Genomic DNA, 15,414 nt, shown 5'->3' on the forward strand with positions numbered 1-15,414 from the left:
GAATGGGCGCGCACACGGTCGTCCACCTCGTGCGGCACGGGGAAGTGCACAATCCGGACGGCATCCTCTACGGGCGGCTGCCCGGCTACGGGCTCTCGGACGCCGGCCGGCAGATGGCCGACCGGCTCGCCGCGCACTTCGCCGGCACCGACGTCCGGCACCTGGTCGCCAGCCCGTTGCAGCGCGCGACGGAGACGGCCGCACCGATCGCCGCCGCGCTGTCGCTCGACATCGCCACCGACGACCGGCTCATCGAGGCCGCGAACGACTTCGAGGGCCAGCGGTGGGGCGGCAAGGACGGCATCATGAGCCGCCGCGACAACTGGCCCAAGCTGCGCAACCCGCTGCGCCCGTCCTGGGGCGAGCCGTACCTCGACATCGCGGTGCGGATGAGCATGGCGGTCGAGGCCGCCCGGCTCGGCGGCCTCGGGCACGAGGCGGTGTGCGTCAGCCACCAGTTGCCGATCTGGACGCTGCGCTGCGCCGTGGCGGGCCACCGGCTGTGGCACGATCCGCGGCGCCGCGAGTGCGCCCTCGCCTCCGTGACCTCCCTGCACTTCGACGACGAGCGGCTCGTCCGGGTCGCCTACACCGAGCCCTGCGGGCAGGTCGGCTCCGGGGTCGGGGCATGAGACGCGTCGCGTACGCCGTGGTGCTCGTCCTGGTCGCGGTCGGCGTCCTGGCCGGATGCTCGGCGAGCAAGGGCGCCCCGGAGAACGCCGGGAGCGAGTTCCGGTTCGTGGAGGGCACGCCCTCCGGCGAGGTCATCGCCGCGTCGGACCGCAAGCAGGCGCCCACGGTCACCGGCGAGCTGCTCGACGGGAAGAAGTACGCGCTCGCGGACCACCACGGCAAGATCGTCGTCATCAACTTCTGGGCCTCCTGGTGCGCGCCGTGCCGCGTCGAGGCGCCCGACCTGGAGAAGACCTATCAGACCTACCAGGGGAAGGGCGTCGAGCTGCTCGGCGTCCTGGTGCGCGACACCAAGGGGCAGGGCGAGACCTACAGCAAGCAGGCGGGGCTGACCTACCCGAGCCTGTTCGACCCGAAGACCGAGATCGCGCTGCAGTTCCCGGGCTACCCGCTGGCCGCGATCCCGTCGACCATCGTCGTCGACAAGCGTGGCCGCGTCGCCGCGGCCTACGTGGCGCAGGTGGACCTCGCGAGCCTCACCAAGACCATCGAGAAGCTGCTCGCCGAATGACCGCCCTCGCCTCCATCGACGCCACCGTCACGTCCGGCTCGCTGATCCTCGCCGGCCTGCTCGCCCTCGCCGCCGGGCTGGTCAGCTTCCTCTCGCCGTGCGTGCTCCCGCTCGTGCCCGGATACCTGTCGTACGTCGCATCCGTGGCCGGCGAGTCCGGGAGCGAGCCCACGACCCGCCGGGCGCCCGCCCGCCGCCGCGTGCTGCTGGGGGCCGTGCTGTTCGTGCTCGGCTTCACCGCGGTGTTCGTGTCCTACGGCGCCCTCTTCGGCCAGGCCGGCGCGACGCTGCGCCAGCACGAGGAGGTCATCACCAAGGTGATGGGCGTGCTGATCATCGCGATGGGCGTCATCTTCCTCGGCCGCTTCCCCTGGATGCAGCGCGAGTGGCGGATCCACCGGCTGCCGGTCGCCGGGTTGGCCGGCGCCCCGCTGCTGGGCGCGTTCTTCGGCATCGGCTGGACGCCGTGCATCGGCCCGACTCTCGCGGCGATCCTGGGGCTGTCGTACCAGGAGGGCAGTGCCGGACGCGGCGCGTTGCTCACGGCCCTCTACTGCCTCGGGCTGGGGCTGCCGTTCATCCTCGTCGCGGCGGGGCTCGGCTGGGCGCTGAAGGCGTCGGCGTTCGCCCGCCGGCACGCCGGCACCTTGATGAAGGTCGGCGGTGTCATGCTCATCGTGCTCGGCGTCCTGCTGCTCACCGGCTGGTGGACCAGCATCGTCGCGGTGATGCAGGGCTGGTTGCCGGCGGAAGGACTGCCGCTGTGACGACCACCAAGGACCCGGCCACCGACGACCTGCTGTGGCGCGAGGACAAGCCGGTCCGCCGTCCGATCGGCGCCTCGCTGAAGGAGCTGGCCCGGTACTGGTGGCGCCAGCTCACCAGCATGCGGACCGCCCTCATCCTGCTGTTCCTGCTCGCGCTCGCGTCCGTGCCGGGGTCGCTGCTGCCGCAGCGCAACCTCAGCCCCTCGAAGGTGCGCCAGTACTTCACCGAGCATCCCGGCATCGCGCCCTGGCTGTCGCGGCTGGGCTTCTTCAACGTCTTCTCCTCACCGTGGTACGCCGCGATCTACCTGCTGCTGTTCATCTCGCTGATCGGCTGCCTCATCCCGCGGATCTCGGTCTACCTGCGCGCCGTCCGGGCGCAGCCGCCGAAGGCGCCCCGCCGGCTGTCGCGGTTCAGCGACCACCTCGCGGGGCGCACCGACCGCACCGTCGACGCGGTTCTCGACGACGCCGCCGCGCTGCTGCGCAAGCGGCGCTGGCGGGTCGTGCGCCGGGACGGCACCCTCAGCGCCGAGAAGGGCTACCTGCAGGAGGCGGGCAACCTGGTCTTCCACCTGAGCCTGCTCGCGCTGCTGATCGCGCTGGCCGTCGGCAAGCTCAACGGGTACGAGGCCTCCCGCATCGCCGTCGAGGGGGAGGGCTTCTGCAACACCCAGATGTCCTACGACTCGTTCACCGGCGGTCCGCTGGTTGACGGCTCGGACCTCGCGCCGGTGTGCATCGACCTGAAGTCCTTCGACACGGTGTACGACGCCGACCTGACCCCGGCCCGCTTCGTGTCCAAGATCGACTACTCCACATCGGTCGGCGGCCGCACCAGCGGCGCGACGATCGAGAGCAACGACCCGCTGCGGGTGGACGGCGTCCGCGCCTACGTCACCGGCCACGGGTACGCGCCGGTCTTCACCATCACCCTGCCGGACGGCACGGTGCGCACCGAGCAGGCGCCGTTCCTGCCGGTCGACCAGAAGACCTTCGCCTCCGAGGGTGCGCTGAAGATCGACACCGGCAACGCGGAGAAGTCCTTGGCGCTGCAGGGCTTCCTCGCGCCCACCGCGCAGGACTCGTCCAACGGCATCGTCTCGACCGACCCCCGCCTCATCAACCCGGAAGTGGCGCTGTTCGTCTACCAGGGCTACACCGGCCTGGACACCGGCACGCCGCAGTCGGTCTACACCCTCGACCAGGAGGTCATCGACTCCGGGCTGCTGAAGAAGGTCGACTCGGTGAATCTGAAGCCGGGCGCATCCACGGTGCTGGCCGACGGCACCAAGATCCAGCTCGACAGTGTCGTCGAGTGGGCCGCGTTCCAGGTCAGCCACGACCCGGGGCAGGTCTGGGTGCTCGTCTCCTCGGTCGTGCTGCTGGTGTCGCTGATGACCACGCTGCTGCTGCGCCGCCGGCGGCTGTGGGTGCGGGTGGTCGACTCGGGCGGTTCCCGCTCGATCGAGATCGGCGGGCTGGCCCACTCGGGACAGCACGCGTTCTCCGAGGAGTTCGCCGCGATCGGCCCGCGTATCCTAGGCCGAGCACAGCCCGATGATGAGGAGAGCCCATGAGCGTGAACGAGTCGCTGGCGGCAGTGTCCGACCACCTGTTTTCCGGATCGATCATCGCCTACTCCCTCGGGCTGTTCGCGTTGTGCGGCGACTACGCCTTCGGCAAGAGCGAGCGTCGCGAGCGCGCCAAGCTGGCCGCGCGTGAGCGCACCCCCGAGCGTGAGCTGGCCACCGTCGGCGGCGGCGACGCGTCCGGAGCGGCCCCGATCGACGCGCTGCCGCCCGTCGAGCACGCCGAGCCGGTGACGCCGTCGGTGTGGGGACCGCGCCTCGGCCTGGTGGGCGTCGTGCTGGCGGCCCTCGGGTTCGCGTTGCAGGTGGCCGCGCTGGCCGGCCGCGGCATCGCCACCGGCCGGCTGCCGTGGGGCAACATGTTCGAGTTCGCCTCGGCGATCTGCATCGTCGCCGTGGGCACCTACCTGGTGATGGCGGTCCCCAAGCGCTCGCGTCGGTTCCTCGGCGTCTTCGTGCTGCCCCCGGTCATCTTCATCCTGGTGCTCATCGGCCTGCGGTTCTACGCCAAGGCCGGCCCGGTCGTCGCCCCGCTGCGCTCCTACTGGCTGGGTATCCACGTCACGGCCGCCACCATCGCCTCCGGCATCCTGCTGGTCAGCGCGGTCTGCTCCGCGCTGTACCTCGTCAAGCGGCGGCACGAGGCTCGCGAGGCGGCCGAGGGCGGGTACGTCGCGTCGCGGATCGCCGGCAACCTGCCGTCGTCCGCGAGCCTGGACCGGCTGGCCGCCCGCACCATGACGTTCGCGTTCCCGATCTGGACGTTCGCGATCATCACCGGCGCCATCTGGGCCGAGTCGGCGTGGGGTCGCTACTGGGGCTGGGACCCCAAGGAGACCTGGGCGTTCATCTCCTGGGTCGTTTACGCGGTCTACCTGCACGCCCGCGCCACCGCCGGCTGGAAGGGCAACCGCGCCGCGTACATCAACCTGCTCGGCGCCGGGACGATGGCCTTCAACTTCATCGTGGTCAACACGGTCGTCTCGGGACTGCATTCCTACAGCGGCCTGTAGGACGCGGCCTCCGTGAGCTCGCTCGAGGGGTACCTCCGTCGCTCGGCCCAGTACGTCCTCGCCTCCGGCGAGGCCGCCGGGGTCGTGCCGTACGACGAGGTCGCCCTCGACGGCGTCCCGCGCGAGCACTGGGCGCCGGTGCTCGCCGCGTTCCGCAGGAGCGGCGCCGACCTGGCGCGCTACGCCGACCAGGCGACCCGGTTCCTCGAGGACGACGGGGTCACCTACAACCGCATCGAGCAGGGCACCGACGGCGACGGACGGCCGAGCACCCGCTCGCACGCGGAGCCCTGGCAGCTCGACGTCCTGCCGCTGGTGCTCGGCGGCGCCGAATGGCAGCGCATCGACGCCGGGGTCGCGCAGCGCGCCCGGCTGCTGGAGGCCGTGCTCGCCGACGTCTACGGCGAGCAGCGGCTGCTGGCCGGCCGGCAGATTCCCGCGCGGGTGGTCATGGAGCACGGCGGCTACCTGCGCCTGGCCCACGGGATCGTCACGCCCGGCCCGCACCAGCTGTACGTGGCCGCGGCCGATCTCGGCCGGGCGCCGGACGGGTCGTGGCGGGTGCTCGCCGACCGCACGCAGGCCCCGTCCGGCCTCGCGTACGCCATGGAGAACCGCCGGGTGCTGTCGCGGCTGTACCCCGAGGTGCACCAGCACGTGCAGATCGACCGGCTGCTGCCGTTCTTCAACGCGTGCCGCAAGGCCGCGGCGGCCGCGGCACCGACGGTCGACGCGCCCCAGGTCGTGCTGCTCAGCCCGGGCGGCAACAGCGAGACCGCGTTCGACCAGACCTACTTCGCCTCGATGCTCGGCTATCCGGTCGTCGAGGGCTCCGACCTGACCATGCGCGACGGCCGAGTGTGGATCCGGGCGTCGGGGCGTCTCGACGAGGTCGACGTGATCGTCCGGCGGGTCGACGCGGCCTGGACGGACCCGCTGTTCCTGCGCTCGGGCTCACGGCTGGGCGTGCCCGGCCTGCTCGACGCGGCGCGGCGGCAGACCGTCGCGGTGCTCAACGGCCTGGGCAGCGGCGTCCTGGAGAACCCCGGGCTGATGCCGTTCCTGCCCGACCTGTGCCGCGAGCTGCTGGGGGAGGACCTGCTGCTGGAGTCGGTGCAGACGTGGTGGTGCGGCGATCGCGCGAGCCGCTCCCACGTCCTCGCCCACCTCGACCAGCTGGTCGTCCGGCCGATCGACCGCGATCGCGCGCAGAGCGTGTACGGCGGTGACCTCAGCAGCCGGCAGCGCACCGAGCTGGCCGCCCGCATCGAGGCCGACCCGGGCGCGTGGGTGGGCCAGGAGCTGCTCACCCTCTCGCACGCCCCGGTCTACAGCCGCGGCGAGGTGGTGCCGCGCCCGATCATCCTGCGCACGTTCGCGGTCGGCGCCGACGACGGCTTCGCGGTGATGCGCGGCGGCCTGGCGCGGGTGCCGTCCGCGGGGCACGGCATGGACGACCTGGAGGGCGTCCGGCCGGCCTCGCCGTTCGTGGGCCGCGCGATGCCGAGCACCAGCAAGGACGTCTGGGTGCTGATGGACGAGGACGCCGATCCGGCGTCGACGGGCTGGGTGCACGACGGCCCGTCGCTGGAGCCGCCGGATCCGTTCTTCGCCCTCTCCCCGCGCGTGCTGTCGGACCTGTTCTGGATCGGGCGCTACTCCGCGCGGGCGGAGGACCTGGTGCGCCTCGTGCTGTCCGCGCGCGAGATCAGCGCCGACCTCGCCGGCACGCCGCGCGGCGGCAACGGGGTCGCGATGCGCGCGCTGCGGCAGGCGATGACCCAGGTCAGCACGACGTACCCCGGCTTCCTCGACGAGGACGTCGACGCGGAGGCCGAGCTGCGCTCGCTGCTGCTCGAGCGCAACCGGGCCGGGTCGGTGGCGCAGTCGGTGCACCGGCTCGGCGGTGGGCTGCAGGAGGTCCGCGACCAGTTCTCGGGCGACGTCTGGCTGGCGCTCGGCACGATCGAGCGCGCCCTCGGAGGACTGCGCTCCGGCCGGCAGGCCACCGTCACCAGCAACCAGCTGGTGCGGGCCTGCGAGAACGCGCTGGCCGGCATGCTGAGCCTGTCCGGCATCTTCTACGACAACATGATCACCGACCCGGGCTGGCACCTGCTCGACAGCGGACGCGCCACCGAGCGCGCGCTGCATGTCCTGGCGCTGCTGCGATCGACGATCTGCCTGCGCCGTACGCCGTACGCCGACGCCCTGGTGATCGACGGGGTGCTCACCGCGGCCGAGAGCATCGTGACGTACCGGCGCCGGTACCGGGGGCGGGCGCACATCGAGGGCGTGCTGCAGCTGCTGCTGCTCGACCAGCGCAACCCGCGGTCGGTGATCTTCGCGCTGAACAAACTCGCCGAGAGCGCCGAGCAGCTGGCCGCCGGGGACCCCGACGGCGCCGTCAAGGACGCCGTCGAGCGGGCCCGCACGCTGCTCGGGGAGGTCGACGTGGTCGGCTTCGCGCGGGTCGACGCACAGGGCGGGCGTCCCGAGCTGCACGCGTTCCTGGGCGAGCTGTACGGCGCGGTGTCGGGGATCGGCCGCACGGTGCACACCGTGCACCTGTCGCAGGGCGGCGAGCAGCGGGCGATGTCGGAGGGGCACTACGGGGCGGAGGTGGCCCGGTGACCCAGCTCTACCGCATCGAGCACAAGACCACGTACACCTACGACGACGACGTCACCGACTCGTACGGCGCGACCTTCATGCGCCCCCGTGACCTGCCGTCCCAGACCTGCCTCGCGCACGAGACCCGGCTCTCGCCCAGCCCGGCCGACCAGTACCGCTTCGAGGACCTGCACGGCAACGTGCAGACCTACTTCCACGTCACCACGCCGCACCGCGAGCTGGTGGTGGCCGGCGTCAGCGTCGTCGAGGTCCGCGACCCGGAGTACGACGCGCAGGCCCTGGCGATGCCGTGGGAGCAGGCCCGCCCGGACGACAGCGACGACCCCGAGGCGTGGCGCGCCGTCGACTACACCCTCGACTCCTCGCTCATCGAGGTCACCCCGGAGATCCGGGCGTACGCCGCGGAGACGTTCACGCCGGGCCGGCCCATCGGCGCCGCCGTCGACGAGCTGACGACCCGGATCCACGACGACTTCACCTACTCGCACAAGGCGACGAGCGTATCGACCCCGGCCGCGGTGGCGCTGGAGAAGCGGGCGGGCGTCTGCCAGGACTTCGCGCAGGTGCTGATCGGGTGCCTGCGCAGCCAGGGCCTCGCCGGCCGGTACGTGTCGGGCTACCTGCGGACCTTCCCGCCGCCGGGCCAGCCCCGGCTGATCGGCGCCGACGCGACGCACGCGTGGGCGGCCGCGTGGATCCCCGGCACGGACTGGCTGGCGGTCGATCCCACCAACAACAAGCGCTGCAACGACACCCACGCGACGACCGCCTGGGGCCGCGACTACCGCGACGTCCCGCCCGTGCGGGGCGTCGTCTTCACCGAGGCACGGGATTCCAAGCTCACCGTGTCGGTGGACATGGCACCGGTGTCGGAGATGACCGTGGCGCCGTCCAGCCCGGGAGTGTGACCGGCGCCGCTCGCTGCGGTGCTTGTCCTGAGTTGTAGGTAAGCCTTACCTTACTGAGGTGAGCCTTACCGAGTTGGTCGCCGAGCGGGCGACCCTGTCCTACGACGGGCGGGCGGTGGTACGCGGCGCGAGCCTGCGGCTGCGGCGCGGCCGGGTGACCGCGCTGATCGGGCCGAACGGCAGCGGCAAGTCGACGCTGCTGCGGGCCCTGGCCGGGCTGCATCGCCCGGACAGCGGGACCGTCGCCGTCGTCCGGGACGGCCGGCGCGAGCCGATCGCGCGGCGGCGCCCTCGCGAGCTGGCCCGCGACCTGACCCTGCTCAGCCAGCAGCGGCCCACGCCGCTCGGCGCCACCGTCGCGGACGTCGTCGGCTACGGCCGGTTCCCGCACCGCCACCGGTGGACCGGCCGTGACCGGCAGGGCGCCGCCGCGATCGCGGCGGCGCTCGCCCTCACCGGGCTGGAGGGGCTCGCCGGCAGCCTCGTCGACCGGCTGTCCGGTGGCCAGCTGCAGCGCGTCTGGCTCGCGAGCTGCGTCGCTCAGCAGACCCCCGTCCTGCTGCTCGACGAGCCGGCCAACCACCTGGACCTGCGCTACCAGCGGGCGCTGCTGGCGCTCGTGCGCGAGCTCGCGGAGGCGCACCGGGTCGCGGTCGGGATCGTGCTGCACGACCTCAACCACGCCTCGGCGGTCGCCGACGAGGTCGCGTTGCTGGTCGACGGCGAGATCACCGCCTACGGCGCTGCCGACGACGTCCTGCGACCCGACGTGCTCAGCGCGGCGTACGAGGTCGGCATCGATCTGCTCGACGACGGCCACGGCCGTCGTCGGCTCTGTGCGCTCGGCTCGCTGCGCGCACCCACCAGCGCGGCGCTCGCCGGCTGACGTCCCCGAAAACGAAGGAAGAAACCAGATATGCGCTCCATGCGTAGGCTTTTGCCTGCTCTCATCGCGATCGTGGCGGTGCCGCTGACCGCCTGCGGCACCACCGACGACGCGGTCTCCGGCGATGCAACGACGTCCGGCGAGAAGATCACCGTCACCGACGCCGGCGGCAGCGCCGTCACGATCGACGGTCCGGCGAAGCGGGTCGTGACCCTCGAGTGGGCGCAGACGGAGGACGTGATCGCCCTCGGCGTCACCCCGGTCGGGATTGCCGACATCAAGGGATTCCAGGTCTGGGACACCGCGGTCGACGTGCCGGGTGACCCGGTGGACGTCGGGCTGCGGGCGGAGCCGAGCATCGACTCGGTGGCGGACGCCGACCCCGATCTGATCCTGGGCGTCGAGGAGTCGATCCCCGCCGACGCCCTGGCGCAGATGGAGAAGATCGCCCCGGTCGTGCTGCTGAAGGCGGCCGACGCGACCGCGCCGCTGGACCGGGTGCGGGAGAACTTCGAGACGACCGCGACGCTGCTGGGCAAGCAGGACGCCGCCGCGAAGGTGCTCGACGGCCTCGACGACTCGATCGCCGGCGCGAAGCAGCAGATCGCCGCGGCATCACCCGCGCCGTACACCTTCGCCTACGTCTACGCCGAGGGCAGCCAGGTGTCGTTCCGGATGCACGCCGACCGCTCGATCCCCGGTGCCGTGGCGAAGGAGCTCGGTCTGACGAACGCGTTCACGGGGGCGGGCGACGATGCGTGGGGTCTGGAGAGCTACGACCTGGAGGCGTTGACGAAGCTGCCGGCCGACACCCGCTTCCTGTACTGGGCCGACCCGAAGAGCGACCCGGTGCAGGACGTCCTGGCGACGAACCCGCTGTGGAGCAGTCTGCCGTTCGTGCAGGCCGGGGCGATCGAGGAGTTCGGCGGCGGGATCTGGATGTACGGCGGTCCGAAGGCGATGCAGCAGCTCGTCGACGCGTACGTCGCGGTCTTCGCGGGCTAGTGCTCCGCACCCGGACCGCGGTGGTCGCCGCGGCCTCGGCCCTCGCGCTGGTCGCGCTCTGCCTCGCGCACCTGTCGCAGGGCACCGCCGCGCTCGCGCCGGCCGACATCCTGAGGGCGCTCGGAAGCTCCGGCTCGGACGGTGCCGTCGCGGTGCTGGTCGGCAGCCGGCTCCCGCGGCTGGTGGTGGGCCTGCTGGTGGGGGGCGCGCTCGGCGCAGCCGGATGCGCGCTGCAGGCGGTGACCCGCAACCCGCTCGCGGCGCCGGACACGCTGGCGGTCAACGCCGGGGCGTACCTGACGCTGACGGCGTGTGCCGCCTTCGGCGTGAGCGTCGGATTCCTTTCCGGGGCGGCGATCGCGCTGGTCGGCGGGTTGCTCGCCGCGGGGGCCGCGCTCGCGCTCTCGGCGGGGTCGCGCTCCTCGGTGCGGCTGATCCTGGCCGGCACCGTGCTGGCGCTGGCGCTGCACTCGATCACGTCGGTGCTGCTGCTGCTGTACGCGCAGGAGACGAGCGGCCTGTTCGCGTGGGGCTCCGGCTCGCTCGGCCTGGGCACGACGAGGGGACTGCTGCCCACCGCGCTGGTGATGGCCGCGGCGGTGGCCGGCCTGCTGCTGCTCGGCGGGCGACTCGACCTGCTGCAGCTCGGCGACGACCAGGCCCGCTCGCTCGGGGTGCGGGTGCTGTCGACGCGGGTCGGGACGGTGGGGCTGGCCGTCGTCCTGTCCGCCTGCGCGGTCAGCCTCGCGGGGCCGCTCGGCTTCGTCGGGCTGTGCGCGCCGGCGCTGGCGCGGGGACTGCGCCGGTGGCTTCCGGCGCTGCGCCGGCAGCGGGCGCTGCTGGTGGCCGCGGCGGTCGCCGGGACGCTCCTGGTCGTCGCGTCGGACATCGCGGTGCGCGCCCTGTTCGGCTCGCTGGACGCGGTGCAGATCCCGACCGGCGTGGCGACGACCGTCCTCGGTGCGCTGTTCCTCGTCCTGCTGTCGCGCAGGATGCGCACCGGTGCGGCCGAGTCGTCGCCGGCCGGCGTCGCGACGCCCGGGCGGCTGACGGCACGGCACCCGGGGTGGACGCTCGCCGCCGCGGTCGGTCTCGCGGGCGTGGCCGGCGTGCTGGCGCTGCTCGCGGGCGACCGGTTCCTGCTGCTCGGGGACGTCGTGAACTGGCTCGGCGGCCGGGCGTCGAGCCGACTGACGGTCGTCCTGGACGCGCGGCTGCCCCGGGTGCTCAGCGCGTCCCTGGCCGGCGCGGCCCTGGGTCTGGCGGGGGTGCTCACCCAGACGGTGACCCGCAACCCGCTGGCCGACCCGGGCATCCTCGGGGTGACCGGCGGCGCGGGGCTCGGTGCGATCGTCGCGCTGAACGGCGCGAGCACGTTCGGCATCGCGTCGGGGTACGGGATGGTGACCGCCGGCGCGCTGGTCGGCGCGGCGCTGGCCGCGGCCGCGCTCCTGGGGCTCACCGCGTCCGACGGTGCGGACGGCGTCCGGCTGGTGCTCGTCGGTCTCGGGATCTCGGCGGGGACGACCGCCCTGACGACCCTCGTGATCGTGCGCTCCGATCCGTGGAACCAGGCGAAGGCGATCACCTGGCTCGGCGGCTCGACGTACGGCGCGGCCGTGGAGCGCACCTGGCTGCTGGCGGTGCTGCTCGTGCTGTGCGCGGCCGCCGTCGTCCGGCTGCACCGCGCGTGGGACCTGCTGCAGGTCGACGACCTCCTGCCGCGGGTGCTCGGGGTGCCGCTGCGCCGGACGCGGGTCGGCACCGTGCTGCTCGCGGTCGTGCTGGCCGCGCTCGCGACCGCGCTGGTCGGGGTGATGGGGTTCGTCGGGCTGGCCGCGCCGCACCTGGCCCGGCTGCTGGCCGGTCCGCGGCACGCAGTCGTGGCCCCGTTGTCGGCCGCGCTCGGCGCGCTGGTGGTGATCGTGGCCGACGCCGTCGGCCGGACGGCGCTCGCGCCGGCGCAGCTGCCGGTCGGGCTCGTCTGCGCGCTCATCGGCGCGCCGTACTTCATCTGGTTGATGCGACGAATGAGAGCCGACACGTGACGAGCCCGTACCGCCCCTTCGACGTCCGGCTGGTCGCGCGCGAGCGGCTCAGCGCCTCGTTCATGCGCATCACACTGCGCGGCGGCGATCTGGCCCGCTGCAGCCCGACGCTGCTGGACCAGCGGGTCAAGCTGGTGCTCGGCGAGAGCCGGCTGCTCGACCCGCTGCGCGGCGACGACTGGTATTCGGTGTGGCAGGCCGCGGCGGAGCGCCCGGCGATCCGCACGTACACGCTGACCGCCGTCCGGGCCGCCGCCGGGGAGGTCGACGTCGATGTCGTGCTGCACGGCCGGCCGGGCGCCGGCGCTGGCCCGGCCTCGACGTTCGCGCAGTCGGCGGCCGTGGGCGAGCGGCTGCTGCTGGTCGCCGCGGACCGGTCGCGTGCGGGGCACGAGGAGGTCGGGGTCGCGTTCCGCCCCGGTGGTGCGGAGCGGGTGGTCCTGGTGGGCGACGAGACCGCGCTGCCCGCCGTCGCGAACATCCTGGCCGACCGGCGGCCCGGCGTGCGCTACGAGGCGGTGCTGGAGGTGCCGGAGCGGGACGACGTCCGCGCGCTCGCGGCCGACCGGCTCACCTGGCGGGTGCGGTCACGCGGTGAGTCGGTGCTCGACGTCGCGCCGTTCGCGCACGCCGCCGCGGGGGATGCTGCGCCCGGGGACGGTGCGTTGCTGTGGGACGAGGCCGAGGACGTGAGCGGCGGCAGCTATCTGTGGGCGGCCGGGGAGGCGGGGCTGGTCAGGGCGGTGCGCGCGGCGGCGAAGCGGACCGGCGTGGACCGGGGGGCGGCGTCCTTCATGGGGTACTGGCGCAGGGGAGCGGTGTCGGCGTGAACCGCGGGCTCAGGCGGGGTTCTTGTCGTCGCGGTTCTTGCCGATGCGCCGGCCCAGCTCGCGCAGGAACTCGGGGTCGTCGTCGGGGGCGACCGCCTTGGTGGGCGCGGTGGGACGCCGCGTGATGACCGAGCGGTGGGCAGGCCGAGGGACGTCGCCGTGGTCGTCGTCGCGGCGTGAGACCTCGTTGTCCAGGAAGCGCCACATCCACACGATGACGGCGATGGCGATCACGGCTGCGAGCAGCGGAAACATGGCGGCCCCCTAAGTGAACTTCTCCACTCAACTGTAGTCGGGTCGTACAGTTGGCGGTGCCCGGAATCCTACGGAGGAGCGTGTGTGGACGACGTCGACCGCAAGATCATCCAGGTGCTTCGGGAGGCCGGACGGACGAGCTACGTAGCGCTCGGCAAGGAGGTGGGCTTGTCGTCACCGGCGGTGCACGAGCGGGTCAACAAGCTGGAGGCCCAAGGGGTGATCACCGGGTATCACGCCTCGGTGGACCCGACGGCGATCGGTCTGGGCGTGACGGCGCTGGTCGGCATCTACACCGGCGGAAGCGGTGACGAGAGCGTCCTGCTGGAAGAGCTGCGCAAGATGCCCGAGATCGAGGACTGCATGTACGTCGCGGGTGACGAGTCGTACTTCGTGAAGATCCGGGTCACCGACATGCTGGCGCTCGAGCGGCTGCTGCTGGCGATCGGGGAGCTCAAGGGCGTCACCCGCACGCGCACCACCATCGCGATCTCCACCAAGTGGGAGGGCCGCGCCGGCGGCAAGAGCGGCCTGGACGCCGACGTCGACGACTCCGAGTAGCCGAGCGGGTGTGCTGAAGGCAACGGGCCGGCACGAGCCCGCGGTGCGATAATCGTCTGATGACCAAGAAGCCCGAGGCCCCCGCTGCGAAGCTGCCCAAGCGGCAGCCCGCCGCGTCGCTGGCGGCGGCGTACTTCGTGGCCCGGCTCGGCGTGTTCCTCGCGATCTTGGCGATCTTCTGGGTGATCGGGTTCCGCGGCCTGCCGGGCGCGCTCGCCGCGGCCATCCTGTCGATCCCGGTGTCGTTCTTCACGCTCGGACGGATGCGCCAGAGCGTCGCGATCCGCATGGACGAGCGTCGCGCCGAGCAGCAGAGCATCAAGGACGAGTTCCGCGACGCCGGCAAGACCGACAAGCCGTAGCCAGCCCCAGGCCCCGAGCGGCCTCTTCCACGCTCGTCGAGCGGCCCCTCCCACGGTCGTCGAGCGGCCTCTTCCACGGTCGTCGAGCGAGCCCCCCCCCACAGTCGTCGAGCGACCCCTCTCCCACGGTCGTCGAGCGGCCTCTTCCACGCTCGTCGAGCGGCCTCTTCCACGGTCGTCGAGCGAGCCGGAGCGCTAGCGGAGGCGACGTCGAGACGTCGCAAGCTCCAGGGCGGCCGCGCGGTCCGGCTTGCCGATTCCCTTGTATGGCAGCGCATCGAGCGTGATCACCTCGCGGGGTAGCTCGTGATCGGCGAGCCGGCCGCGCAGCGCGTCGCGCACCTCGTCGAGCGGCAGCGTCGCATCGGAGGCGGGGACGACGAGGGCTACGACGCGCTGGCCCCAGTTGTCGTCCGGGACGCCGACCACGATGGTGTCGGCCACGGCGGGCAGGGCGCGCAGCGCCTGCTCGACCCGGAGCGGCGCGACCTTCTTGGCGCCGGTGTTGATGATGTCGTCGGCGCGGCCGACGATGCGCAGCCTGCCGTCGACGATCTCGCCGAGGTCGGACGTGGTGAAGGTGCGGCCGTCGAAGGGGTCCGGATCCGGGGCCTGCAGGTAGCCGAGGGCCACGAGATCACCGGTGAGCCGCACGACGCCGTCGTCGCCGGTGCCGATCTCGACGCCGTCGAGCGGGACGCCGTCGTACACGCAGCCGCCGCCGGTCTCGCTCATGCCGTACGTCGTGACGACGGTGGCTCCGGCGTCCCGCGAGCGGGAGAGCAGTTGCGGGTCGGCGGCCGCGCCCCCGAGCAGGATGGCGTCGAAGCGGGTGAGCGCCTCGCGTGCCGGTGAGTCGAGCAGTCGCTGCAGCTGGGTGGGGACTAGCGAGACGTAGCGGCGGGCGGCGGTGGGCCGGGCGGCCGCGGCCGCGAAGTCGTCGGCGAACGACGGACCTCCGGCCGGCGCGACGACGGGCGCCGTGCCGGCCACCTTGGCGCGCAGGACGACCTGGATGCCGGCGATGTGGTTGATCCCCAGGCACAGCAACCACGCGCCGTGGCCGCCGACGCGGGTCGCGGTGGAGTTGATCGAGGCCAGCAGCGTGGCGCGGGAGTGCAGGACGACCTTCGGGGTGCCGGTCGATCCGGTAGTGGCGACGGCAAGGACCGCGTCGTCCGGCACGGCCCGGCCGCTGACCTCCGATGCCAGGCGGTCACCCTCGGGCCCGGCGGGAACCGGCAGGAGGCAACCGCCGCGGTGGTCGTCGTCCAGCACGCGGCCGAGTGCCGCGACCTGCGCCGACGTGGGGATCGGGTCGACGACCAGCGGCTCGATGCGGCGCACCG

At 73.0% G+C, this 15,414-nt stretch carries 15 protein-coding genes; 13 read left to right on the plus strand and 2 right to left on the minus strand.

What is annotated here, in order from left to right; genetic code table 11:
- The first annotated feature begins 2 nt into the window (after window positions 1-2).
- The 11 genes from F8A92_RS02280 (at window position 3) to F8A92_RS02330 (ending at window position 12,887) form a co-directional block, all read left to right on the plus strand.
- Window positions 3-632, plus strand: a complete 630-nt coding sequence (locus tag F8A92_RS02280; protein WP_153502935.1) for a histidine phosphatase family protein — start codon at window positions 3-5, stop codon at window positions 630-632.
- Window positions 629-1,204 (plus strand): TlpA family protein disulfide reductase, encoded by a 576-nt coding sequence (locus tag F8A92_RS02285; protein WP_153502937.1) that lies wholly within the window; start codon window positions 629-631, stop codon window positions 1,202-1,204. The genes F8A92_RS02280 and F8A92_RS02285 overlap by 4 nt, the downstream gene beginning before the upstream one ends.
- Window positions 1,201-1,971, plus strand: coding sequence for a cytochrome c biogenesis CcdA family protein (locus tag F8A92_RS02290; RefSeq protein ID WP_153502939.1), 771 nt, complete (start codon window positions 1,201-1,203; stop codon window positions 1,969-1,971). Before F8A92_RS02285 ends, F8A92_RS02290 begins: the two co-directional genes overlap by 4 nt.
- Window positions 1,968-3,551, plus strand: a complete 1,584-nt coding sequence (gene resB / locus F8A92_RS02295) for a cytochrome c biogenesis protein ResB (protein ID WP_153502941.1) — start codon at window positions 1,968-1,970, stop codon at window positions 3,549-3,551. Before F8A92_RS02290 ends, resB begins: the two co-directional genes overlap by 4 nt.
- Window positions 3,548-4,576, plus strand: coding sequence for a c-type cytochrome biogenesis protein CcsB (ccsB, locus tag F8A92_RS02300; RefSeq protein WP_153502943.1), 1,029 nt, complete (start codon window positions 3,548-3,550; stop codon window positions 4,574-4,576). The genes resB and ccsB overlap by 4 nt, the downstream gene beginning before the upstream one ends.
- A 12-nt stretch (window positions 4,577-4,588) precedes the next feature.
- The gene (locus tag F8A92_RS02305) at window positions 4,589-7,210 is read left to right on the plus strand and encodes a circularly permuted type 2 ATP-grasp protein (RefSeq protein WP_153502945.1); all 2,622 of its coding nucleotides are present in this window, start codon (window positions 4,589-4,591) and stop codon (window positions 7,208-7,210) included.
- On the plus strand, window positions 7,207-8,118 hold the full coding sequence (locus F8A92_RS02310) for a transglutaminase family protein (RefSeq protein WP_228389130.1): 912 nt from the start codon (window positions 7,207-7,209) through the stop codon (window positions 8,116-8,118). The genes F8A92_RS02305 and F8A92_RS02310 overlap by 4 nt, the downstream gene beginning before the upstream one ends.
- A gap of 58 nt (window positions 8,119-8,176) precedes the next feature.
- A complete protein-coding gene (locus F8A92_RS02315; protein ID WP_153502947.1) occupies window positions 8,177-9,004 on the plus strand; it encodes an ABC transporter ATP-binding protein in 828 nt (275 codons plus the stop codon).
- Between the two features lie 72 nt (window positions 9,005-9,076).
- Entirely contained in the window at window positions 9,077-10,009 is a 933-nt protein-coding gene (locus tag F8A92_RS02320; RefSeq protein ID WP_194291328.1) for an ABC transporter substrate-binding protein, read from the plus strand.
- Window positions 10,009-12,057: an iron ABC transporter permease gene (locus tag F8A92_RS02325; RefSeq protein WP_153502951.1), complete on the plus strand. Its 2,049-nt coding sequence runs from the start codon at window positions 10,009-10,011 to the stop codon at window positions 12,055-12,057. The genes F8A92_RS02320 and F8A92_RS02325 overlap by 1 nt, the downstream gene beginning before the upstream one ends.
- On the plus strand, window positions 12,054-12,887 hold the full coding sequence (locus F8A92_RS02330; protein ID WP_153502953.1) for a siderophore-interacting protein: 834 nt from the start codon (window positions 12,054-12,056) through the stop codon (window positions 12,885-12,887). The genes F8A92_RS02325 and F8A92_RS02330 overlap by 4 nt, the downstream gene beginning before the upstream one ends.
- Window positions 12,888-12,896: 9 nt before the next feature.
- On the opposite strand, the gene F8A92_RS02335 is transcribed toward F8A92_RS02330, so the two are convergent.
- Window positions 12,897-13,142 (minus strand): hypothetical protein, encoded by a 246-nt coding sequence (locus F8A92_RS02335; protein WP_153502954.1) that lies wholly within the window; start codon window positions 13,140-13,142, stop codon window positions 12,897-12,899.
- Between the two features lie 84 nt (window positions 13,143-13,226).
- Between F8A92_RS02335 and F8A92_RS02340 the strand changes: the two genes are divergently transcribed.
- Window positions 13,227-13,703 carry an Lrp/AsnC family transcriptional regulator gene (locus tag F8A92_RS02340; RefSeq protein ID WP_153502956.1) on the plus strand — a complete coding sequence of 159 codons (477 nt, stop codon included), beginning with the start codon at window positions 13,227-13,229 and terminating at the stop codon, window positions 13,701-13,703.
- 59 nt (window positions 13,704-13,762) lie between these two features.
- On the plus strand, window positions 13,763-14,065 hold the full coding sequence (locus tag F8A92_RS02345; protein WP_153502958.1) for a DUF4229 domain-containing protein: 303 nt from the start codon (window positions 13,763-13,765) through the stop codon (window positions 14,063-14,065).
- A 195-nt stretch (window positions 14,066-14,260) separates the two neighbouring features.
- Here the strand turns inward: F8A92_RS02345 and F8A92_RS02350 are convergent, their stop codons facing one another.
- Window positions 14,261-15,412, minus strand: coding sequence for an AMP-binding protein (locus F8A92_RS02350; protein ID WP_153502960.1), 1,152 nt, complete (start codon window positions 15,410-15,412; stop codon window positions 14,261-14,263).
- Window positions 15,413-15,414: the final 2 nt, after the last annotated feature.

This window comes from Cumulibacter manganitolerans (genome assembly GCF_009602465.1).
GTDB classification, from domain to species: domain Bacteria; phylum Actinomycetota; class Actinomycetes; order Mycobacteriales; family Antricoccaceae; genus Cumulibacter; species Cumulibacter manganitolerans.

Excerpts from the sequence above, each read along its gene's own strand:
- F8A92_RS02335 (WP_153502954.1), bottom strand. The coding sequence starts at position 13,142 with ATGTTTCCGCTGCTCGCAGCCGTGATCGCCATCGCCGTCATCGTGTGG.
- ccsB (WP_153502943.1), top strand. The coding sequence starts at position 3,548 with ATGAGCGTGAACGAGTCGCTGGCGGCAGTGTCCGACCACCTGTTTTCC.
- F8A92_RS02285 (WP_153502937.1), top strand. The coding sequence starts at position 629 with ATGAGACGCGTCGCGTACGCCGTGGTGCTCGTCCTGGTCGCGGTCGGC.
- F8A92_RS02290 (WP_153502939.1), top strand. The coding sequence starts at position 1,201 with ATGACCGCCCTCGCCTCCATCGACGCCACCGTCACGTCCGGCTCGCTG.
- F8A92_RS02345 (WP_153502958.1), top strand. The coding sequence starts at position 13,763 with ATGACCAAGAAGCCCGAGGCCCCCGCTGCGAAGCTGCCCAAGCGGCAG.
- F8A92_RS02280 (WP_153502935.1), top strand. The coding sequence starts at position 3 with ATGGGCGCGCACACGGTCGTCCACCTCGTGCGGCACGGGGAAGTGCAC.